Source organism: Rhodocytophaga rosea, from assembly GCF_010119975.1.
Classification (GTDB): Bacteria; Bacteroidota; Bacteroidia; order Cytophagales; family 172606-1; genus Rhodocytophaga; species Rhodocytophaga rosea.
In genome coordinates, this window is sequence record NZ_CP048222.1 from 737,291 (window position 1) to 761,668 (window position 24,378).

20 protein-coding genes are annotated in these 24,378 nt (G+C 31.2%); 6 read left to right on the forward strand and 14 right to left on the reverse strand.

The window, feature by feature from the left end; all coding sequences use genetic code 11:
- The first annotated feature begins 143 nt into the window (after positions 1-143).
- Positions 144-374: an integrase core domain-containing protein gene (locus tag GXP67_RS03270; RefSeq protein WP_162441834.1), complete on the forward strand. Its 231-nt coding sequence runs from the start codon at positions 144-146 to the stop codon at positions 372-374.
- A 154-nt stretch (positions 375-528) separates the two neighbouring features.
- Here the strand turns inward: GXP67_RS03270 and GXP67_RS03275 are convergent, their stop codons facing one another.
- On the reverse strand, positions 529-810 hold the full coding sequence (locus tag GXP67_RS03275) for a hypothetical protein (RefSeq protein ID WP_232064895.1): 282 nt from the start codon (positions 808-810) through the stop codon (positions 529-531).
- Positions 811-1,106: 296 nt separating this feature from the next.
- Between GXP67_RS03275 and GXP67_RS03280 the strand changes: the two genes are divergently transcribed.
- The 5 genes from GXP67_RS03280 to GXP67_RS03300 all read left to right on the forward strand — a co-directional run bounded on the left by GXP67_RS03280 (position 1,107) and on the right by GXP67_RS03300 (position 7,721).
- Positions 1,107-2,780, forward strand: coding sequence for an alkaline phosphatase D family protein (locus tag GXP67_RS03280; protein ID WP_162441835.1), 1,674 nt, complete (start codon positions 1,107-1,109; stop codon positions 2,778-2,780).
- Between the two features lie 718 nt (positions 2,781-3,498).
- On the forward strand, positions 3,499-4,335 hold the full coding sequence (locus GXP67_RS03285) for a glycosyltransferase family 2 protein (RefSeq protein ID WP_162441836.1): 837 nt from the start codon (positions 3,499-3,501) through the stop codon (positions 4,333-4,335).
- A gap of 5 nt (positions 4,336-4,340) precedes the next feature.
- Positions 4,341-5,423 (forward strand): MraY family glycosyltransferase, encoded by a 1,083-nt coding sequence (locus GXP67_RS03290; protein WP_162441837.1) that lies wholly within the window; start codon positions 4,341-4,343, stop codon positions 5,421-5,423.
- Positions 5,424-5,934: 511 nt separating this feature from the next.
- Positions 5,935-6,510 carry a WcaF family extracellular polysaccharide biosynthesis acetyltransferase gene (locus GXP67_RS03295; RefSeq protein WP_162441838.1) on the forward strand — a complete coding sequence of 192 codons (576 nt, stop codon included), beginning with the start codon at positions 5,935-5,937 and terminating at the stop codon, positions 6,508-6,510.
- Positions 6,511-6,719: 209 nt separating this feature from the next.
- On the forward strand, positions 6,720-7,721 hold the full coding sequence (locus tag GXP67_RS03300) for a glycosyltransferase family 4 protein (protein WP_162441839.1): 1,002 nt from the start codon (positions 6,720-6,722) through the stop codon (positions 7,719-7,721).
- A 701-nt stretch (positions 7,722-8,422) separates the two neighbouring features.
- On the opposite strand, the gene xrtX is transcribed toward GXP67_RS03300, so the two are convergent.
- The 13 genes from xrtX to GXP67_RS03365 all read right to left on the reverse strand — a co-directional run bounded on the left by xrtX (position 8,423) and on the right by GXP67_RS03365 (position 23,743).
- Complete coding sequence (gene xrtX / locus GXP67_RS38170) at positions 8,423-8,989, reverse strand: exosortase X (protein ID WP_162441840.1); 567 nt, start codon at positions 8,987-8,989, stop codon at positions 8,423-8,425.
- Positions 8,990-9,081: 92 nt separating this feature from the next.
- Entirely contained in the window at positions 9,082-9,300 is a 219-nt protein-coding gene (locus tag GXP67_RS03310) for an Fjoh_0651 family PID-CTERM protein (protein ID WP_162441841.1), read from the reverse strand.
- A 422-nt stretch (positions 9,301-9,722) separates the two neighbouring features.
- Positions 9,723-10,577, reverse strand: a complete 855-nt coding sequence (locus GXP67_RS03315; protein WP_162441842.1) for a glycosyltransferase family 2 protein — start codon at positions 10,575-10,577, stop codon at positions 9,723-9,725.
- 185 nt (positions 10,578-10,762) lie between these two features.
- Positions 10,763-11,905, reverse strand: coding sequence for a glycosyltransferase (locus GXP67_RS03320; protein ID WP_162441843.1), 1,143 nt, complete (start codon positions 11,903-11,905; stop codon positions 10,763-10,765).
- A 37-nt stretch (positions 11,906-11,942) separates the two neighbouring features.
- The gene (locus GXP67_RS03325) at positions 11,943-13,142 is read right to left on the reverse strand and encodes a glycosyltransferase family 4 protein (RefSeq protein WP_162441844.1); all 1,200 of its coding nucleotides are present in this window, start codon (positions 13,140-13,142) and stop codon (positions 11,943-11,945) included.
- Between the two features lie 21 nt (positions 13,143-13,163).
- A complete protein-coding gene (locus GXP67_RS03330; protein ID WP_162441845.1) occupies positions 13,164-14,414 on the reverse strand; it encodes a glycosyltransferase family 4 protein in 1,251 nt (416 codons plus the stop codon).
- Positions 14,377-15,705 carry an O-antigen ligase family protein gene (locus GXP67_RS03335; protein ID WP_162441846.1) on the reverse strand — a complete coding sequence of 443 codons (1,329 nt, stop codon included), beginning with the start codon at positions 15,703-15,705 and terminating at the stop codon, positions 14,377-14,379. Before GXP67_RS03335 ends, GXP67_RS03330 begins: the two co-directional genes overlap by 38 nt.
- Before the next feature lie 180 nt (positions 15,706-15,885).
- A complete protein-coding gene (locus GXP67_RS03340) occupies positions 15,886-16,914 on the reverse strand; it encodes a glycosyltransferase family 4 protein (RefSeq protein WP_162441847.1) in 1,029 nt (342 codons plus the stop codon).
- A 21-nt stretch (positions 16,915-16,935) separates the two neighbouring features.
- Complete coding sequence (locus tag GXP67_RS03345; protein ID WP_162441848.1) at positions 16,936-18,114, reverse strand: glycosyltransferase family 4 protein; 1,179 nt, start codon at positions 18,112-18,114, stop codon at positions 16,936-16,938.
- An 83-nt stretch (positions 18,115-18,197) separates the two neighbouring features.
- Entirely contained in the window at positions 18,198-19,085 is an 888-nt protein-coding gene (locus tag GXP67_RS03350) for a glycosyltransferase family 2 protein (RefSeq protein WP_162441849.1), read from the reverse strand.
- A 188-nt stretch (positions 19,086-19,273) separates the two neighbouring features.
- Entirely contained in the window at positions 19,274-20,569 is a 1,296-nt protein-coding gene (locus GXP67_RS03355) for a lipopolysaccharide biosynthesis protein (RefSeq protein ID WP_162441850.1), read from the reverse strand.
- 68 nt (positions 20,570-20,637) lie between these two features.
- A complete protein-coding gene (locus GXP67_RS03360; RefSeq protein WP_162441851.1) occupies positions 20,638-22,989 on the reverse strand; it encodes a GumC family protein in 2,352 nt (783 codons plus the stop codon).
- A 7-nt stretch (positions 22,990-22,996) separates the two neighbouring features.
- Complete coding sequence (locus GXP67_RS03365) at positions 22,997-23,743, reverse strand: polysaccharide biosynthesis/export family protein (protein ID WP_162441852.1); 747 nt, start codon at positions 23,741-23,743, stop codon at positions 22,997-22,999.
- Positions 23,744-24,378: the final 635 nt, after the last annotated feature.

Genomic DNA, 24,378 nt, shown 5'->3' on the forward strand with positions numbered 1-24,378 from the left:
ATTCCTCCAGTAAACTGTTGCAATTCCACATCACAAATAGACCAATCACTACTAATCTAATTTTTCATTCAGACAGAGGTGTACAATACGCCTGTTATGAATTTAGAGATGTACTTAAAGCTCATCCACTAGTGCTTCAAAGCATGAGTAGGAAAGCTAATTGTTGGGACAATGCAGTGGCAGAAAGCTTTTTCAGAACATTGAAATCAGAATTGATATATCCTATGAAAGAGAAATCTATGGAAGTAGCTAAAATTGAAGTTTTTGAATTTATCGAAATCTGGTACAATAGAAAGACAATCCATGCTTCTCTCGGATATATGACACCGGAAGAATATGGTATACAATTAAATCAACATCGAAACGCAGCTTAATTTTTTGTCCAGTTTATTGTTGCAAGTTCACCTTCAGCGCATACATGCGTCTGATCAGCATAAAAAAGCTTGATCCACCCCTGCTCAGAAAGCCTTTCCAACTCTGTCAATATCTCTATTTTATACTTGTAGAGATTTGCATCAGGTTTGCCCTTTACTCTTTTGCGGATGCGTTTATATCTTGCGCCAATGCTTTTAAAAAGTTAGTGAAAGCTTGCCTGCCTACTGACTTGCTTTCTTCACTAGGGTTTGTTTCCCATTGGGCTTTAGCCAAAGTGATACGGCTACGGTTTGCTTGCACAGCTTCTTTTATAGCTTGCTCATCTGTTGTTTTATTAAGCAAAGGTTTTCTGCCACACCCCGGTTTGGTAAGCAATCCTGCCAGTCCTGCATCTTTATACCGCTTTAGCCAACTGTTTACACTTACATGGCACATACCTACTATACTGGCAACATTTTTGGATTTACGTCCTTCTGATTTGAGCAGAATTGCCTAGCAGCGCATACGCAAGGCATGGCTTTTACCACTTCTAAGTCCATTTTTAAGAACGGCTCTTTCCTGCTCATTTATAATAGGTGTATTCACTCGTCCCATTGGACAAATTTACCACAATAATGCAAACTAATTTATATGAAGTTCTTATCTTAATTGATGTTTGATGAACCAAAATTATCACCTAATTCATATACCAATCATTGAATAGATATAATCAACTGCTACCAAATAAACTTATGAAGAAATATCCTAAGAACTGCCTTTTAAAAAATAGAAGCATATTAAATGCTTTATTACTGCTTATTTTGCCTTTACTATTTTTAAGACCGTGTATCGCACAAATAGATACAACTAATATTTCATTTAATCATGGAGTAGCTTCCGGCGATCCCACATTTAATAAGGTTATTTTATGGACAAGAGTAACTACTGAAAGAGCGGGTGCGATCAATGTTGAATGGGCAGTGTCTAAAGATAGAAGTATGAATACAGTGATAAAATCAGGAAAAACCAGTACAGATATTTCAAAAGATTATACAGTAAAAGTGGATGTCTCTGGCTTGGCTCCGGCTACCACGTATTATTACCAATTTAAAGTAGAAAAGAAAACTTCAATTATAGGAAAAACTAAAACGGCGCCAGTTTCTGCGGTAAGCATTCTTAAATTTGCGGTGGTCTCTTGTAGTAATTATGCTGAGGGGTACTTCAGTGCATTAGGTAGAATAGCTGACAGGAATAACCTAGATGCAGTAATCCATTTAGGAGATTATATATATGAGGGAACAGAACGAAGTTTTACTACTCGTGAATCTCCATCAATCAATAGTAAATCTTCATTGTATCCTGCTAAAAGTAGATCATGGTGGCTTAACTATTATCGGGAGAGGTACGCTATCAGTCATTTAGATTCTAATCTAAGCAGAGCGCATCAGCAGCATCCTTTCATCACTATCTGGGATGACCATGAGACAGCAGATAATGCATATGCAAATGGTGCTAGCGGACACAATCCCGATGTGGATGGTAACTGGCCGGAAAGAAAATCTGCTGCAATACAAGCTTATTTTGAATGGATGCCAATTCGGGGAAATACTTCTCCTATATATAGGAATTTAAAATTTGGAAATTTAATGGAGCTTATACTTTTAGATACACGCCTGGAGGGAAGAGATAAACAGGTTTATGATGCTACAAGTCCAGAATTAATGACCAAAGACCGTACTATGCTCGGTAATAAGCAAAAAAAATGGTTTTTAAGCAATCTTAAATCTTCCAATGCTCAATGGAAAATAATTGCCAACCAAGTAATTTTTACCTTGCTCAATGTTAGCTGGACTAAGGTAGGCCCCTTCTCATCTGAAGGTCAACAGCTAGAAAATAATTTATTAGATTACTGGTTGGGGTATCCGCTAGAAAGAGATAGCATAATAAATTTTATTTCGCAAAACACAATTAACAATGTAGTAATGCTTTCTGCGAGCATGCATTGTGCATTAGCAGCTGACATTACGCAAGCCATCAGAAACAAAAATGGCGCAAAAGAAAAATTAACGTATAATCCTATTACCGGTCAAGGTTCTATAGCTGTAGAATTTGCTGCACCCAGTATAACTTCTGCTAATTTTGATGAAAAGATAGGGGCAAGTATGGCTCATACATTTGAATCCTTATTTAATAAGGATTTACCTGCCCCTTTTGGATTTAATCCTAATCCTCAAGTTAAGTTCATTGATTTAGATCAACATGGCTATTTTATTCTTACTGTTTCTAAGGAACAGATACAGGCAGATTGGTATTTTGTAGAAGATATTTTTAATTCTCATTCTGAGGAAAAATTTGCAGAAGGCTGGTTAAGCAAATCGGGAAAAAACTTCTTACAAAGATCCACTAAGGAAGCAAATAACAAATAGTATTCATATTTAATACAAAGTATATATATCAATAATTTTAATAAAATTTATATGTAATATTTATAATAAAAAATTGTACTATAAATATAAGTATGAACTAAATTTTATAAAAAATACCTAGAATTAGGTATTTTTTTTTTGTATTTTCCTTTTACTTTTGATTATATAATGGAATAAATATTACATAAATTTTGATTTTACTATTCCATTATATAGTTAGTTGTCTAATCATATAAATTTCTACATTGGGCAGCAGAAACTGCAATCTCTAATAAAACAATCCTTAATGCTTATTAATTTTAATGTTTTTTTAAATAAACTACTGGTTTGATGAAAAAAATTTTAAACGATGTGAATAGGATTTTGTTGTAATAATTTTCATATATTTATGCGATTTTTATTACATAGTTAATGTAAAGTGTATAGTTTTTATTTTATACACTTGGTAATCTAACCCAGCTATTTTCTCCTTTAAGTATTAAAACGGGCTTTATACTATTGCTTGTATTATAACAAGAAATAGTACGAAGTGATAAGAGATGTGTGCTTTTTCAATTCAGTTTTGATTTAGTAAAAAAATCTATTCAAGTTTATTTACAATAGTTGCTTAAGAAAAAACTGTATAAAAAATAGAGACAAAGCTCCATTTCTGTATAATTTATATATCACATAGGATTATTACTACATTAATTGCTCATGTTAACTACTACAACAAAATATGAAAATTTCAATTATCACTGTTTCTTTTAATAGCAGCAAAACTATTCGGGATACGATTCAATCAGTATTATCACAACATTATTCCAATATAGAATACATAATTGTGGATGGAGGCTCTACAGATGGAACATTAGATATTATTCACTCTTATGAGCATAAAAATATCAAATGGATATCTGAACCGGATAAAGGAATTTATGATGCTATGAATAAAGGATTGAGCATGTCTACAGGTGATATCATAGGCATTTTAAATTCAGATGATTTTTATTTGCACCGGAATGTAATTAGTAAGGTTGCTGAAACCTTTTTGGAAACTCAGGCCGAAAGTGTGTATAGTGATTTGGCTTATGTAGATGCCATAAATACAAATAAAATTATACGTTATTGGAGATCGGGTTCGTATAAGGATGGAAGTTTTTTGCAAGGCTGGATGCCTCCTCACCCAACATTTTTTGTAAAAAAAGAAATATATCAAAAATATAGCGCTTTCAATTTGCGATTTAAATCGGCAGCAGATTATGAATTGATGCTGCGCTTATTACACAAACATAAAATAACAACAGCTTATATACCTGATCTTACAGTAATGATGCGGGCAGGAGGAAAAAGCAATGCCAATTTGAAAAGCCGGTTACATGCTAATGCAGAAGACAGGCTGGCATGGAAATTAAATAAATTAAATCCCTATCCATATACTTTACTTTTGAAGCCGCTCCGAAAGATTGAGCAATACTTATTTCTTTCAAACAAATTACAAACCTTATCAAAGGTATATAATTTTCAAACTTCTTACGACTTCAAAACAACTCTAAGTTCAAACTACACAAATTAATCGCCATGCTGAGTATACTAACAAGCTTTCTGACTTCTTTTATTATTACCTATACAGCAATTCCCATGGTTCTTAGAGTAGCTCAGATTCGAAAAATATTTGATGAACCAGACGAACGCAAAATTCATAAAAAAACAATTCCAGCACTAGGTGGGGTAGCTATGTTTTCAGGGCTTTTCTTTTCCATCATGTTCTGGAGCCAACCAGAATTATTTATTAACCTTCGCTGGGTAATACTCTCTCTAGTCATTATGTTCTTACTAGGATTGAAAGATGACATTGTTTCTATCAATCCTTATAAAAAGTTAATCGGCCAGATTGTAGCCGCAATGTTGGTTGTAGTATGGGGAGACATTCGGCTTAATAGCTTACATGGTTTATTTGGGATCTATGAACTAATTCCTGCTATTGATATTGTATTATCTATCTTTGTGATGATTGTCATAGTAAATGCATTCAATCTTATTGATGGTATAGATGGTTTAGCCGGTGGCATTGGTGTGATAGCTTCATTGGTATTTGGTGGCATGTTTTTAATTAGCAATGAACCATTATTAGCCTTGATTTCTTTTTCGCTAACAGGTGCTTTACTTGCTTTCTTAAGATATAATTTCTCTCCAGCTTCTATTTTTATGGGAGATGGAGGCTCTCTAGTAACAGGCTTTATTCTAGCTATCCTTTGTATACGTTTTATTAATATTAATGAAAACTTAATTAGTGAAACCAGTCATTTCCCAGCACCTGCTATTGCACTTGCTATTCTGATTGTTCCTTTAGCAGACACATTAAGAGTGTTTATTATTAGAATAATGAATAAAAAATCTCCATTCAGTGCAGATAGAAATCATATTCATCATCTATTATTAAACCTAAGATTAAACCATAAAAAAGCAGCTCTTACCTTATATTTAATGAATATACTTTTTATATTTATGTCATTTGCCTTTTTTCACATAGGAGTAAACTTTCTTTTCTTTTTAGTGGTGGTTACCGCATTTATCATGAGTCAAATACCATATATTATTTTACAAAATAAAAAGTCTGAAAAGAAAGAAAATGGAGTACTAAACCTATTTTGGAAAAGATAACATATTGCTAAAAAACTAAAATCATACACGTCCCAACTCTTTTCAAGCCAACAGATATATCCAAATTAAACTGCTAAACCTACAATTAATCGCTATCCAAGTAAGTAGAAAAACAAAAATAGTATAAACCATCCTGATTTTGACGAATACATCAAAAGTTAATAAAACTCCATATTTAAGCTAATTCGAAAGGTTATTTATTGTAATGAGGCTTTAAACTAAATCTGCTGATTTACTTATTATAATATTGTATTAATTTAAGGTAAAAAACCGGACAAAGTTTGATCAACCGTCTCCCTTACAATCATTTCAAAGAGTGAGTAAACTTTTAAATTCCTACATAATTTCACATGCAATCTACTCTATTGTTCAAAATGGCTTGAGACGCTTGTTGATTATTTATCCATATACTTGTTTCATTAAAAACCATCGATATTGGAAACTTAAATAAAATGGTAAATACTATTTCTTTTCACTTATATTATATATTCCTAATCAGGCTGTTATAAACATGACTTTATATTCAGTTACAACAAAAGTAAAGACTGATTTATCCAAATATGATAATTCAAGCTATTCTACTCAGGCTTCTTCAATAAAAAAAGGATGCTGGTACTTGTTAAATATATTATTTTTAAAGAATCCATTAAATCCATTTACATCTCTAAAAGTTTTTTTCTTAAAAAGCTTTGGAGCTAAAGTAGGGAAACAAGTTGTAATAAAACCTAGCGTTAATATTAAATATCCATGGCTGTTAGAAATTGGACATAATGTATGGATAGGTGAAAATGTATGGATAGATAACCTGACAAAAGTAATTATACAAAACAATGTTGTCATATCACAAGGAGCAATGCTACTTACTGGTAGCCATAACTATACAAAACCTAATTTTGATTTAATTGTCGGGGAAATTATTTTGGAAGAGGGGGTATGGATAGGAGCAAAATCAATTGTTTGTCCAGGAGTAATTTGTAAAACACATAGCGTGTTAGCTGTAAATTCTGTGGCAACTAAAAATCTTGAGCCATATTTTGTTTATCAAGGCAATCCTGCAGAAAAGAAAAGAGAAAGGATCATACAATGATTATATTATAGATTTGTTCATTTCTTTACTCTATCTTTGAATGATAGAAATACCGCATTAGTATAAGTAACTATCTAATTACCTACACAGAATTTATATCATATGTAGTGCTTTCATGTAAAAGCAACATATGGATATTTTTTGATTAATCCAATAATATACCCCTACTCTTATTAATTTAAGCTTATTTGTACATATTTCAATCAATAGTGAAAGATTTTACTGTCATTTTTTTTCAGCGTAAGCCCCGTACGTATGGCAATTTTAGTATTGAAATATTATTTGAAGCCATTCGTTCAAAACTTCCTCCATTTATTCATAGCAAAACCGTAATATCAAAATACGAGAGTAATGGCCTTTGGAAGAGGATATATAACACTATAGAAGCTTATTTTCGGCAAGGTGATATAAATCATGTAACTGGAGACGTACATTTTTTAACTTTTTTGCTGAAAAAGAAAAAAACCATTTTAACTATTCATGATTGTGGCTTCATGAACCATCCATCAAGAGTAGCCAGGCAAATATTGAAGCTGTTTTGGTTAAAATTTCCAATTGCACGAAGCGAACTAATTACTGTTGTATCGCAGGCTACTAAAGATGATATACTAAAACATATTTCTTGCAATCCTAAGAAGATTGTAGTGATTCCTAATTTTATTTTACCAGGATTTAACCTTTTTCCAAAAGAGTTTAATTCAAAACAACCTAGGTTGCTACACATTGGAACAGCACCTAACAAAAATCTCGAACGGTTAATTGAAGCCATACAAGGCATTGATTGCCAGTTAGATATTATTGGAAAATTAAACGAAAGGCAATTTAAGTTATTAAATAATTATAATATACAGTATACAAATTATTATAACCTGACTGAACTAGAAATTATTCAAAGGTATCATCAATGTGATATACTTACATTTGTTTCCACATTTGAAGGATTTGGAGTACCTATTTTAGAAGCTCAAGCTATCGAACGTGCAGTGATTACAAGTAGTATTTCTTCAATGCCTGAAGTAGCTGGTGATGGGGCTTGTTTAGTTGATCCATATAATGTAATTGATATTCGACAAGGTATTTTGAGAATCATAAAAGATGAAGAATACCGCAACCAAATAATTTACAAGGGTAAAGAAAACGTGAAGCATTTTAAATTAGAGGTGATTATAAAACAATATGTAAATTTATATGAACAGTTACTTCACTCCTAAACGATTAATGGAATATTAACTAGAAATAATGAAACTTATTTAGCTCAAGAAATAAAGTAATTAGAGAAAATATCTGATTTTTTGCCAAATCTAAAAAAGACTGTCTATCTGCTATAGAATATTATCCGTACCATATCGGCAGTATTTGTTTGGATCAGTTTAGACCGTTTTATAATGTTTATAAAAATTGGATTATTATCAGGATTAAGTATTACAGCTTGTAAAAAAGCTATTATATTAACTGTTTATTAATTTGATTGAGTTTAAGCGTGGGGAGTAGAAATATGGTTGTAAGGGGAGTAGAGAAAAAATTAAATAATTCTACTGAAAAAATTCCTATTTCAAAAATACCCGTCATCTTACAGAGCAAGTTTGTACTTACATATAAAAAAAAGCCTAACAATATTAAGTAAAGAGAGAATTTAACAGATATAGTATTTTTGTAAACAATCCATATAATGGATATAGTTAACAATCCATTGAAGAAATAATAAAAGATAAGTTCTATATTTTTAAGGTTATTTGAGGAAAAAGCTCCATAATTACCTAAAAATGAAAAATCTAAAAAACTGTTGATGAAATCAAAAAGATAACCTTTATTATCGCCGTAATAGAATTGATAACAAAATATCTGTACAGCAAAAAGGAGTATTGAAAGTATTATTTTGAAACGCTTAGATACATAGATCTTGTGCTTCGTTCTAATAGGTTTTACTAGCAACTTTATTTAAAATTAATAAGTTTTTTCTATTACTGAACCGATTAGCCCAGATCATCCAAAGTGCAAAAACACATAAATATACCGCAACAGTATAAGTATATTTATGATTGAACTCAAAAGAACTTTGATAATGTATGCTGTTTAAAAGCAATATCTGGACACGTATTAAATTAATTAGGCAGATCAAAATACTCCCAAAAAATATGTAAACACCTTTTAAACGCCAGTTCCCTGGATATGCAATTATAAAACCAATAAATAGCATAATAAGATTAAGCCCATTGCACGGATTGGCAATAAGAACTAAGGGTTTGTTATTATATTTAATCTCACTGTATTCAAAGTGGTTATTTTCGTAATAGTCTTTATACTGCATATTGTAGCCCCACCAATTCATTATTCTACTACTTACCAAGGCAATACTAGAAGTCATTTTTTCCTCGACTTTAGTATCTTTGGATATCCAGCTATGATAGATAACATTCCATAAAACATATAGAAACAATGCCTTGATGAGAAATTTGTATAGTTGCTTATTAGAGTGCATAAGTTACTTATCCAATTAATCAAAAACCTTTGTTAAGTTATTTAAAATTAGAAAGGATGGAATTAATAATTCTATCCTTTCTAAGAAACCAATTATTCACTAGTCTCTTTTTTCTGAAATAAAAATTTACTAGCACCTAAGCCAATACCTGCAGCAAGTAATAAACTTAACCCACCATCTATAGGAATTTTTTTGGGATGATCTTTTCCTTTATGAGGAATATCAGTATCAGGCTTAAGTGCAAAACTTGACATACTGAAAAAACTAATAAAAGAGACAACAAGAAATGATTTTAAAATTGTGTTTTTCATATATATAAATAATTTACAATTCAGTAATAAATATACATAAATTCTTATTGTCTGCAAAATAATTAAAACTTGATTTATGTAGCTATCTTGTATATTTCTATCATTTGAGAATATTATCAGGTAACCTCCTAATCGCTTTATACAACAAAGCAATTGCCATATTACTTTTGCTCCCCTAATTATAAACTGATTTATTGGATTTTATTGAAGCTATATTGAAAATAAGGCTGTTGTAATAGAACTGAACTCTTTCTTTTGAATTAGCTGACTATTGACTGACTTTTAAACTTTCGAAAATCTGTGTTGACTATTAGTTTTATACAAAAGTCTACACAGATTCTAAAATGGCTCATTATAATTATATACAACAATAGAATGTATAAAACCCTCAACAGCTTCTTTCCTATAGAAACTGACTTATATTATTTTATTTTTTTAATTTCTTCGATTTTAATATCGACAATTAATCTGAACCAGAAGCCTTGTAAAAAATGAAATATCCACCCTTGTTTACCATCCAAAATGCCTAATTTAAAAATAAAACGATAAAAGAAATATAAAAATGGCCGTATGTATAGAGGTAATTTCCACCATATACTTTTAAAAAATGCTATCCTTTCATCTGGGCTCCCAAAAAAATCAGGTTTAACCTGCTGTTTTCTAAGTTTTTCAAATCTCTCTACTTCCTCAATGGCAGTAAGATCACTATATCTGTTATGCTTTTCTATCCAAAATCTTATTTCATTCTCTTTTAGATTTTCCTCTAATATATATCCCTTTTCCCAAATAAGTGTTTTACCAGGTACAACAAACCGATGATCCATATTTTCGTTTATATCTGAATAGCCTATTCCTGTCCGGAACATCTTCAATAGATATTTAGGAAAATATCCACCATGTTTAATCCAACGTCCTTTAAAAAAATTTTTTCTATTAAAATAGATACCATCAACGTTTTTAGGAATTTGTAACAGATCAAACTCTTTTAATTTTTTAAATAACTCAATACTAACGATATGGTCAGCATCTAAGCCAATAGTCCAGGGTGTTGTTATACTAAAATTTTTTAATGCGTAATCCCATTGTTTTGGGTGATTTACAAATTTGTTTGTAAGTACAGTTGCACCGAATTCTTTGGCAATAGAGAGAGTCTCATCTGTACTTCCTGAGTCCAAAATATAAATTGATGCATGTAAATCTTTAATTGAAGATAATAACCGTGGAAGATGTAATTTTTCATTATATGTCAATATAACAAATGAAAAACCTGGATGCATATGTAATCTGTTTATTTTTTTCTTCTAGTGTATATTAGTTTGTAATCAGATTAAACCTTTAAAGTATATATTTGATTTAAATTGATTGTCTTCGAGAAATAATAAATCTACTTATCAGAATAGAATACTTATTGGCTGTAGTGTATTTTTTATCAATTCAGGATATCATTAATTAATTTTCTATGCTAATCATTGCTTATAAATAAAGTATTATAATCCTCAGTGAATGTTGATTCTTTGATATAACGTTGTGCCATTTTTTGTGCTCCCTCAGCTAAAGAATCAAATTGTTTTTGCTCCATCTCAAATGCTTCAATGATTGCTTCTTTTAGTAAGTCTGGTCTTTCTAAAGGTATATCCCAGCCAGAACCAAAATTTTCTAAGTTTCTCCAAGGAGTTTTATCACTTATTATAACAGGGCGGCCAGCGTTTAGAGACTCAAATATTACATGCCCGAAATTTTCGCCGAAAGTAGGCATAATAAAAAAATGATATCGCGATAAAATTGAATAGGCCTCTTTCGGCTTAATTCCACCTCTATAATTTACTTTTATGTTCGATGGCAAGGTTGCAATTAAATTTTGACAGGTTAGCCAGTAATCTTGATCATATATATGTCCATAAATATCATATTCTATCAGAAAATTCAGTTCTGACAATAATTTCAAAACAAGCAAATGATTTTTTTTTGGTGCCAGCAGTGAAATAGTAACTAACTTAAGACTCTTACTTTTTTTAATAATAGGTGTAATGGGATAGGTTGTTAAGTCAGGTGTGTCGTTAGCTAAAATAACTTCTGCTTTCTGGCCAAATGTCTTTTTTACATCTAATATTTCCTGATGGTCAGTAGCATGCCATCTTATTTTATTATGCATATTGGCCATTTTAAAAAGTTCTAGATACATTTTCTTTTTAAAAGGTTTTATTGCCAGAGCACCTGGATGTAATAGTCCCCGAGGGGCCATTACTACATTTATGTTCATTTGTTTGGCTAGATACAGAGGCGCTATGACAAAATAAAATTCATGAAATCCATTTAAATAAATAATATCTGGTTGGATTGAATGAATGAGATTTTTTATTTTTTGAAAACCGATTGTTTCTCTAGTTAAGTAAATAACCTTGCCTTTATTATAAACATCTGTCCATTGATTCGTTTCTATTCCTTCTAATAGTTCTTTAGGTGCTCTATATTCATGATTCAATGTAATTACATAAAACCGGAATATATTACTAAGACTTTTAACAAGGTTAACTAATGATTGTGGAACTCCGCCACCTTTATAAGCTGGCTCAAATGACTCGCTAAAAATGAGTATCTTCTTCAAGATTTTGAGATTAATTTATTATTTAGAAAACAACTAACTAAGATGTAATTATTTTATCCTGCCAGGTTCTTTGCTTAATATTGGTTATAATATTTTCATAACCATAATTAGAAATGAGATTAAAGGATTTACTGCCCATCATAGCTAATTCTTCTTCAGACAAGCTTAATATTTTAGCTAAATAATCGGTCAGTTGAGCTATATTCCCTGTTTCAAAAACAAATCCATTTATTCCGTTTTTTACTAAATCTATGGAACATCCTGTCATATCAGATACTATAATAGGTAAAGAAAAATTCATAGCCTCGTTTACAGACAGCCCCCATGTTTCTCCAATATCCGAACACATTACAAATGCATCTGCTATAGCATAATATTGAATTATCTCTGCTTGGTTAACAAAACCTGTTAAATACACATTTGCTATATTTTCATTTTGAATTAAATACTCCATCTCGGTCCGCAGTTTTCCTTCACCAACCATTATTAGGCTTACATCTTTTTGTTTCAAATTTTTGAATGCTGATAATAAATCTATAGGGCGTTTTTTAGCAATATATTTTCCAACATATAAAATAACTTTATGGTGTAAGGGTATGTTAAACTTTTCCTTCAGACTGTTTTTTTCTTTTTGAAGTATTTTATAGGAGTTTTGAAATCTTTCATTATCTACTGCATACGGGGTAAAAATTAATTGACTTTCATCAACTCCCATAGATAAATAAAAGCGTTTATTCTGTTCTCCAATGTATAAGAACTTGTCTACAAAATGAAAAAGGAAATTTTTAAGAAATATTTTTTTAAATAACTGGTTCTTTTTTCCTTTTAAAATTTCCTGGTTATATGGGCTTTCGCCCCGTAGGTAAACAGTATGTCCATACATTTTTCCTAGAATAATAGCAAGTACGGTTGTAAAATATGCCCAGCCATGTATTACTATTATACTTCTAGGTATCTTATGTAACTCAGTAATAATTGACAAATTTATTAATCCTAAAAACCCATTGTGTATGGAGGGTTTCCATGAATAATTCTTTAAAAATTTATATGAATAGCCTTTTAGTAGAGGTATATCCCATTTAACTCCCACATTGAATTCTTTATCTTTGGCACCTTGAATACTCTCATCGGAACAATACAGAACCAAAAGATTAATTTCATTATCGCAGGAAATTTTCTCATACAAAGGAGCATTATACTGGATAGGATGAGAGTTAATAAAAACAAGATGTTGCATAGAATAGATTACAACGATTATTTATGAATAGATAAGCTGTGACTCACGGATTGAAATATCTTCAACAGCTTTGTTGACCTGTAAATAATAACTTTGCCATGTATAGGTTTGAGCTATTTCATAAGCTTGTAAGCCTATCTTCTTGATTTGATCACGGTTATAGTAAAAGAATAATATCTTTTCTTTGATAGCATCTATATTATCAATCGGAATTATAAAACCTCCTCCTTTAGCCACTGCATCTTTAGCTCCAGTGTTTTCAGAAATAATTACCGGTGTACCACATGCCATTGCTTCTAATACCACCATCGCCCATCCATCCAGATAAGAAGGGAAAATAAATACATCAGCATTTTGGTAATAAGTTACTAACTCATTGTGTGGGAGAAAAGGTATATGAACATACTCCCCTTCATATAAATCTAATACATCTTGTGCGTCCGCCACTGGTCCTACTAAAGTAAGTTGTATATCCGGTAAGCTCAGTTGACGTAAAGCCTCTAGAAAGAGATGTATACCTTTTCGTTTGGTTAATGTCCCTGCAAAAAGTAGTTTAAAGGTGGCTGAGGTATTATACTGTGATTTTAAAGCAAAATTATTTGGATCAAAACCTAGATTCAATGTATAGATTCGGCTCTCTGGAAAGCCTGCATCAACTAACGTTTGTCTAGCAAAAGTAGAAAGGGTAAAAACATAATCTGTATACTTGTAATGCTCGGTTTTAAGCGAATTAGTTTCTGCAAATAATGTATCAGACGATAGCGTTTTTCTAAAATCAGTATATTCATCCCGTAATTTTTCTATCAATTTATGATGCACCTGCGCCAAATCTAATACTGTTATTTTGCCAGAATTTTTTGCCGCTTTGAAAGTTAATAAAGATGCGTTTTCATAACCAATGACAATATTTACTTTTTCTTTAGTTATTTGTCTCGATACATACCAGTCATATAGTCTATCACTGTAGGAAATCCATCTTACATTTTCTTTTTTAAAAATAATACTTAATACTCTATATATAAACTCTGAATAAGGAAATATATATATCAAATCATTATTAAGCGGTTTAAAGTAACGTTTTAGAAGGTAGCCTGTAAGCCTTTTCTTAAAAAAACTAGGTAATGAAGGTACTATTGTAAAAGGGAAACTATCAGGTTTATACCATATAGATGTAGTAAATTTATTGAGGTATCCTTTTTGTTGTAAGGCATAGCAGAGCTGATGTACATGCTGCCTAGAGGGGTGTGATACCAGTATACTGATTTTTTTCATGCTGAGCGATAATATTGATAGACACTAATATTCCTATTTCTGTCCAATAAACAACATTTTCTAACCAATTGAATACCTGCATGTTAAATATTAACACAGTAGGAATTTGGTGAATTAATAATGATAAGGCTATTAATTTTAAGAATGGATCTTTCATCATTCTATAGGTTTTGAATGAATATAGAAATATTGACATTCTCATTACAACAATAAGGATAAAACCTACTAAACCTACTTCTAAAACTAAGCGTTCAGACTCTTCTTCATAAGAGGGAAGGGGCCCACTCGGTTTCATTAAAGACTGAGCTCCCTGGTAAGTAGTTCCTAAACCAAAGCCGATTAATCCAGCTTGATCAAGATACTTGAACGGATTAAATGCATCTTCAATTCTACTTCCTACATTATCACTGTTTTCGACACGATCCATAAATGAACCAACTGAGGCACTTCCTGCTTCAGTCTGGGTAGCAACAAAATACATGAGTGCAGAAAGTATAAAAAAGTTAAATACATATGATAAGACTTTCTTACCCTGAAGACTCACAGCATACATGAAAAAGATGATTGTTGCCATAATAAAAAATAATCCTACAGGCCCCCTGGATCCAGTCATGAAGATGTTAACAATGCCTAATAAAAATGTAGCTACTATTATTATGCTTTTCAGGTTAATTTGAGTTATACTAATTACCTGTAATAAGAGTAATATGAGAACAAAATTGAGAAAGGAAGTGTAGGTGCCTATATAAGAAAAAATGGTTACAATTCTGGGGTATTTACCAACCAATGCAATCGATGAAGGATCATCACTTACATATTTATTAATGAAGCCGTAAGGTGAAGAAAAATATTGAATGATTCCAAGTATGAAAATACCTAGACAGATAATAGTAAGAATAAATAATGTATTCTTTATATGTTCTTTTCTGTATACCACTAAAGGTATGACTATAGCTACAGATAAAAAACCAAAATGCACAATTAATCCTATGATGCCTACCAGTACTGTTCCACTATAATCCAGATTAAAAAGTTCAAGAAAACAATAAAATAACAGAAAAACTACTATACCAATGAATGGGTATTGTTTGGTTTTGATTTGCCTTTTATTAGTAAAAAAAAATATAAGACAGGCAAATGAAAAAATATACTTAACAAAAAATAAAGGTGTAGCCAAACCAGGAACCACCCATTTTCTTAATATGCCTTCTAATAAAATAAACGCATAAAAATAAATGAGCAGATGCCTGAAAATAACTGCTTTATGTTCAACTTTATTAGTTAAGGTCAATGTAAAAGAATTGGCTATTTGAGTTATGATTTCATTAGAATAATTATATCAGTGTTTATCTATATGTCATAAAGCTTTGTTGAACTGAAGTAATTTATAGCATAAAACTGCACATTAATAAAATGTTGTAATTATGGGTAACCAAAGCTCACTAATATATTTTTCTTCATAAGATAAGCTTCAATTCTGGTTAACTAAATCTTTAAATATAGTAAGATAAAGACTTGCGATATGTTCTTCAGAATGATTTTTCAAATGAAAAGACGCGTTATTCCGACAAGCCAATAGCTTTGTTTGGTCTGTTAATAATAAATACAATGTTTCAGCGAGTTTTTCTGCATTTCCATTAGGGAAAGTAACACCACAAGATCCTATTGCATCCTTAAGTCCTCCTTGCTCAGATCCTACTACCACACATCCACAAGCAATTCCCTCTAAAGAAACGATACCAAATGGCTCCGGCCATTTGGAGGGCACAACTAAAATCTGATGTTCGTTTAATATGTTAACAAGTTCTTTGCCTTTTTTCAAACCCATAAATTGTATCTGGTCAACTATTTTCAATTGTTTTGCTTGAAATAGTAATGAATCTTTTTCTGGCCCTTCTCCTACTATTGATAACACTGGAGTTATATTTCTTTTTTTAAGTAAAAAAAGTGCTGATAGTAGAATATCTACTCCTTTATCAGAAACGATTCTTCCTAGAAATATGAGTTCTTTGTTCCGGAGTATTCCTTCTATTTTAGTAAATATCCTACTTTCATAAGGGTTGGGAATTACATAGCTTTTGGCTGGAATACGCTGAGCTATTGATTTACTGATGGCAACATTTACTATATATCGACAAATGAATAATTTTAATTGGTCCTGCCATCCTTTTTTACCATTATGATCTCTGCTATACCATGTTTCATGCATCACCACAAATTTTCTTCGAAAAAAAACAATTGGCCAGAAAGCTTTTAAACTGATGCCTTTATGAAAAAAGATATCACATTCCCAGATAAGTATTAGCATTTTCCATAAAGACGGATTTCTTAGTACCTCATAAGCAAAATGTTGTCTATCAGAATTTGTGTTGCCTGGGGTCACAGTTATTAATTTAACTTCATTACCTGCCAAATGAAATTGTTGAGCTAAAATTAAAGAGGTAGTTTCCATCCCACCAACTTTAGGATAAAATGGGCCAGAATAAATAAGAATTTTCATTAATTATCACCGGAATTTATATTAATAGGCTGAAGTATTATTGACAAGCAGGTGAAAATAATTATAGTAAATTTTTTCCCAGTCTAGGTATTCATAAAAGGTCTTGTAAGCATTACTTTTTAAATGTTTTCTGAGGCTATCTGAATTTATAAGACTAATTATTTTAGAAGTAACTTCAGGCAAAGTGTTATTATTACATAATAAAATATTGTGTCCGTCAGAAAAAAAACTGTCAGTCATATCTCCTTTAGTTCCTATTATCGGAAGCCCTGCCATATAAGCAGCTGCTAAAGTGCCGCTTTTAGTGCTAACTCCTCCCCAATTATCATACATAATATTTTCTAATTGTATGAAAGCATCTGCACATAAAAGGTGGCGATATACATCTTCAGAAGACAGATATCCTGTTACAACTACATTGTCAGAAATTTTTAACTTCTCAGCCTCTTTTAGCATTTGTTGAATCCATAATTCGGGAAATTTCCCAATGAGTAACAACCTAACTTTATAGGTTGAACTCAGTTGCGCAATTACATTCAATAAGACATCATGTCTTCTGGCATTAGCTCCAAACGTACATATCAAAAATTCGTCTTCTGGCTTTAATTTTCTTTTTAGCGTTTCTACTTCTTCATGGTTAACTTCATGCTGAATAATATTACTTCCAATTGGAATCTGATATATTTTTGAAGTAAAAGCATTTAGCATTTTTTTATATAAAGCAATACTTGTAATGCTATAGTTACTAACTAAAGCTAAAAAATATGAGATTAATCTTTGATTAATTGCTATTGGGATATACTTTGGTTGTCTCCAATCAAAACGTATAGCTACCTCATGAAAAGTGGTTGTTATTTTATATCCATACAGTTTTAATATAAACATCAATACACATATACTGTAAGGTATCCCATAATGATTAAATGCATGGGGCACATATTGTAAAGAAATATAATCTGGATGGATGTATTTTATTTCTTTTGAAAGTTTATAAACTGCATCCAATGACCAATCTTTTATAATAGGTAGAACTTGTAAATGAGATTTTTGTATAGGTTTGGTTGTAGAATTATTCGTTGTTGAGCAAACTATATAAACACTATGTCCATTTTTAATAAATTGTTGACTTAAATGTGCAGTGTAATCTCCAACACCGTCTATTATTGGAGGAAAATTATTTGTAATGAAAAGTATTTTCAATATATACGATTTATGATGAATAAGATTACTACTTGATATAGCTTACATACAGATTTTCTGCAGATACTAGTTAAGTTACATAACTAATTCTTTGTTTTATTATATGCTATACTTCGTCTGATATGTTGTTTGTGTAATTTAAAATAATGCAAAGCTTTTGATAGTGAGTGTAAAGCGATTTTTTGATCGAAAATTATTTTTTTGAGTACTTCAGCTACAGTTAAAAGCTTATTTTTTAATCCTCTTTGATAAATAAAGGAATGGCAAAATACAGCGAAAAACATAGAAGATAATTCTAATTCTCTATTTGAAAAAGATCGGTTATTTTTATCATAATGATGTATAATATAAGTATCTTCCAATTGCCTAATTTTATATCCAAGCCAGTGTAATCTGCTGCCAAATTCTAAATAAGAAGCTCCGAACTTAAAAAACTCAACATTTAAAAATTGATTTTTGAAGATTTGTGCAGGATATATACTAGCTCCACATGATATTGCCCAGCAATCTTGCGAATCAGAAGGCGTACTTGAATATCCACGTGGATGAAGCTGGCCAGGGCAAGGAGGTGGTAATAGCAGCGGATTTTTTGTATCTGGATATATTTCGCCAATAATCCAGATTGAATTTGGATCATTGTTAATGGCATTATAACACTTCTCAAAATGATCTTTAGGAAATTCATGATCATCATCCATGGTACGTATATGTGTACCTTTGCAAACTAAAGCGACATAATTCCTATTAGCATACAATCCTCTTCTTGGACCACTTATATATTTACAATTCCATTTATCTGCGAGTATTTTTGTTTCATTTTTTTTTTCATCGTCAGAGTCATCAGAAATAATTATTTCGAAGGGTTGAACGGTCTGTTGATGCAGACTTCTTAAACATCTTTCTAAAGAATCTGCTCTATTCCGGGTAACAAGTGCTACGCTTATGGTATACTTTTTCTTTTCCGGTTCCATAATTCCAATTGATGCCTGTATTTAATATTTTAAATTTATATGTGATACGTATTGAAATGACAGGAAAATACTGACTAATTTATCCGTATGATTTAATTATTCCATTTTCTCCTTATATAGTTTGGATACAATTAGTATATACTTTACTTATTATCAGAGTATTTATTAAATATACTAATACCTATAAATTAAACCTTTTCAACTTTTACTATAGAATCCTTAAAAAATGTAAAGAAACCTTTTACTGTTAGAAATATATTGATACAGAAATATGGTATTACAGAAATTAATCCAAATAGTATGGCACCATTTAAAGAACTAACGTCCATATATATAAGCAGGAAAACCTGAAGAAGAAGGGTTATAGGTATATAAAACCAAGAGTTTTTTACCCATCCACGAGTAGCATTAAGAGACCACATAACTCCCACAACATTACTTAAAACAGTACTTAAAGAAATCAATACTAATTCTTTTTGAAGATGAGCATACTTATTGCCTAACACCCATAAGAACTGATCCGGAAAAAATGCAGAAGCTATTAGCAGTGACAGACAGAAACTTAAGTAAAGTAAAATAATTTGAAAGTATTTTTGCAGTAATTGTCGCGGTTCCTGACAGCTGGCAAATTTTGGCAATATTATAGAATTTAAAACTGAACCAATAATTGCATAGATAACACTTATTCGGCCAAGAGCACCTACTTCAGCAATATTCTCGGCTTTGCCAAAAACACCAATAAGCCATATCATTATTTGTGCTTGAAAACAGTAATACAATGTACTTGGAAATTGATGTTTAATAATTCTTATTATATCTTGCTGGTATTCTATATTAGTTCCTGCTTCAGCAGTAATGTAACTGTTAGTCCAATTACTTAACCATAACTGTCTTATTGCAAGAGCAAGTGAGCCAATCAAAATAGCTATTAAGCTATTTAGATAAGTGAAATAGCAGAGTAGTATAAGAGAAGTACGGATGAAGGACGTCCATAATTCCATATTTTGAATACGGGCAATTTCTGAATGTAATCTTAATATTATAATTTGAATACCGGCAGTTAATTCATAATATAGTCCCCATAAAAGAGCTATTGTAATAAGAATTGAATAATAAGATGGGGCTCCATTGCTGTAAAGCATGTAAATCAGCACAGGAACTACTGCTACAATGATTATTGCAGCTAAATATTTTCTTAATTGAGTAGCTGTAATTATTAGCTGGCTGAATTTATATTGATCTTTCCAAATCTTTCCCCCAATAGAAGTCATACTAATGCTAATGCCGCTACTTACCAATACATTCATCATACTTACCATAGTGTTTGCTATCGTATAGTAAGAATACTCATCTTTGCTTAACAAACGGATAATAAAAAGTCCGGAAATTAAATTAAGACCCTGTGCTATTATTTGAACAGAGGCAAATTTAGAAATCACTTTTATCCAATGATAGGCTCTATTAGTAGATGCTGAAAAAAACATTGGTTTTGTACTAATCTAAGTGACAATAAATTTTATTTGTATGTCGAAAATTACAAACGAAAGGAGCGTTAATTTTTATTAAGTATCTGCCACCATTTTTTTGATTTCTTCTGCTCTTGATAATAATAGGAACCATATTTTGAGACACCATAGCCGATCAAATTATCCATCTTCATATCATTCAATAAAATTGCCATATTACGTATCTTATGAATCCGATATATATCGTTCAAATGAGCTAAAAAAGACTTCTCAGTATAACTTTGCCTTACAACAACAATATTAATATCAGCATACTTCATCAATTCCAGGCCATCAGATATAATTCCAATAGGTGGAGTATCTATGATAACACAATCAAACTGATTATGAATCTCATTTAAAAGTTTACGCATCTGACTACTTAGTATCAATTCTGCAGGATTTGGTGGTATATGCCCTGACCGAATAAGAGATAAGTTTTGTATTTGAGTTGGATTGATAATATCAACTATGGAAACATTGCCTGCGAGATAATTACTTAAGCCTAATATCTTTAAATCAGCCGATAATTCAGTTTCATTTATTTTTCGCATGTCTGCCTGAATTAAAACAGTTTTTCTGCCAGCTGCCGCCAATATAGAGGCCAGATTTTCTGCACAAAATGATTTACCTTCGCCACTAACAGCAGAAGTAACCAAGATTATTTTAGACTGATTCGTACTGCTGGATAAAAAGCTAAGATTTGACCTGATTGAGCGAAATGACTCTGCTAAGGCACTTTTATGATTTTCATCATTCAATAATTTATTTTTTAGTTTACTATGTACCACCATACCCAACACCGGTAAAGCTGATAACTTGAGTATATCATCTTTTGTAGCAATTTTAGTATCCAATAAGTCAGTAAGAAATATGAGGCCAATTGGAATAATTAGACCTATAATTATGGCAGTCAGGTAATTCTTCATTGGGCGTGGTTTAATAGGAACACCTGATACCCTGGCACGATCCACTATTTTAAAATCGGAGGTGTTAGAAGTCCTTGTGATCTCAGCTTCAGCCCGCTTCTGCATTAAAAACTGTACTAAACTTTCACTGATTACATAATTTCGTTTGATGTCTACTAATTTTCGTTCAGCTGATGGTAATTCCTTTTGTGAGGCTAGGTGAGTATTTATTTTATTAGTTATATTGTTAATGGTAAGTGCATTAGCCGCTTTCAAGCCTTGTATTTTTTTCTGAATACTGTTTTTAAGCTCTGCTATTTTCTGTTCATTAACTTGAATATAAGGGTTCTTTAATTTATTATCTGACTTTAATAATTTATTTTCTAGTTGAGTGGCCACCAGATTTTCAATAGTTGCCTCTAAGCCTGGATCTTTTATGGATAAGTAAGGAGGGATTACAATCTGATCAACCTCATTGTTTTGTTGTAAAGTACTGGTAATAAAATCATAATAGCGGTTTGCCATTAATAAATTTGCCTTTTCCTGTTCTAGGGCACGTATATCTGTATATAATTGATTTCCTTGTTCGCTCAGATCAATAGAAGGATTCTGACCTTTAAATTGCTCTAACTGAAGCTCAATAAAATCAAGAGAATCAGTATTCATTGCCAGTTGCTGATTAATAAAGTTTACCGTTTTATCAGAGGCAATATTCTTTTCTTTTATATCTTCATTAATAAAATTAATTACGTGCTGGTTTAAAAAGTCTATTTCTTTTGCCGGAGTTTCACTTATCATAGAAAGAAAGATTACAGAGGATTCTTTATCATCTGCTTCAATACCCAGGTTATCTTGATAATGTTGTATAATGTTATTGATATCATTTACCTGAAATATTATTTCTTCATTTTCAATGACATTAAGATTATTTAAGTAAGCAGTAAAAGTAAAACCATTAATTTTTGCTGCCTTTCCAAATGCATAAGTTTTATTTTTAAAGTTAACGTCTTCCTCATTCATCTTCACTGAGAAAGTTTTTTTGTTGTTGATTACGCAAATAATAGGTTGATTATATGGAATGGTCTCTGAAGTAGTATCTGGTACAATTGTTATAGGGCTATCTTTATATAATTCATAAACTTTGATATTTCCCTCTTTGAAATATGATACTTCTAAAGTCAGACTTTTTACAGTAGCTTCAACTAGTGAAAACGAGTTAAGTTTAATTACCTCAGCAGCTAAATTGGTTCCAGTTGCATTTTGTTCGAATAACAGAGCAGCAATATTGGGGTTCTCTTTGGGTTGTTTTACATAAATGGAGGTACTAATATAATATTCAGGAACGGTATATCTATTTACAAGATAGGCTATAGCTAAACATATAAATACAGATAATGCCAGTATATGCCATTTACGAAAAACTTTCTCTGCTATTTTACGCAGCTCAAAAAAGCTATCTTGATTTTGGCTATTTACATAATCTTCTGCCACAAATTTATTATTTTAAGATTTGGAATAAAATCAGACTTATGCTTGCAGCTACAGACACAATAACACTAATGGTACTCATTTGATTCTGTCGAACATTCTTCGCTTTTAAAGGATCTACCATAACAATATCATTTGGCTGCAAGAAGTATTGGTCAGAGAGTAATACATTATCTTCCAGCACATTTAATTTAAATATTTTGGCTGTTTCATTTTCGTGGCGAATTATTCGGATATTGGCACGGTCTGCAAAGTCGGTTAATCCTCCTGCCCGGCCTAGCGCTTCTAATAAATTAACTTTAGCTTCAGTAGCTGTATATGTGCCTTGTTGATTTACCTCACCTAATATAGTAAAGCTAAAATTAGTTAATTTGATGCTTATCGTAGGGCTTTTCAGATAATCTATTGATAATTCTTTTAGTTTTTCTTCTGTTTCTCGGATGGTAAGCCCTCCTACTTGTATATATCCCAAAACAGGTAGCTCAACCCGGCCTTGTTTATCCAGCTTTAATTCTATTTCCGGAGCACCAAAAAAGTTGAACTTTTCTTGTGTTAAGCTAAATATACGAACCATAATCCGGTCGCCTGACCTCAAATGGTATTCTGTATCTTTCAATTTGAAAGTTTTACCCACTTCTTTACCAGAATTTATTATGTCAGCTTCGTTATCCTGTAAATTAACTAGCTTTTTACCACTAATGCAGGAAGCAATAGAGAAAATTAGCAAGCAAAAAAACAAGATTCGGATTGATACCATTGTATTATTAGTTAAAAGAAATTTATGCATTATATAGAAGGCTACTTATATATTTCTATGCTTTATTTTACAGGTAGATACAACTTTATCTAAAAAAGGTCAAATAGGGTATTATAATTTACATACTGAAAATATAACAGTCTTTTTTACTATTTTAAATAAAAGAGAAAAATCCATTTACATCTTTGCAAACTATTGCTCAAGTCAATCCATTATTTGAATGGTATTGAAAGATTTAATATGTTGGAGGTGCTATATCTTTTGGAGTTGTGTATACATTGCTTAGCCATTTGTATTATTAAAGTTTGACAAACCTTAATGTGTTTAATAGTTAGGCCTTTATGTTATTATGCTTTAGGTGATAGGATTGGAAAGGTTATGCAAAAATAAAGACTTACAATTTGGTATATGTAATTTTTCGATGAAACAGTATTTTGGACACACCAAATTCTTGTATAAAATATAATAATTTCAATCTACCTTACAAAGGTTTTTAGAAGTACAATGTATATAGCTTATCCATCGCATTTATCAAATATATTTATCAAACAACACGAATACGACAAGATGAATCAAATTTATTTAGCAAATAACTGGTTTTAGGTTGATTTTTTTGAATTTTCCTACTTTTATTT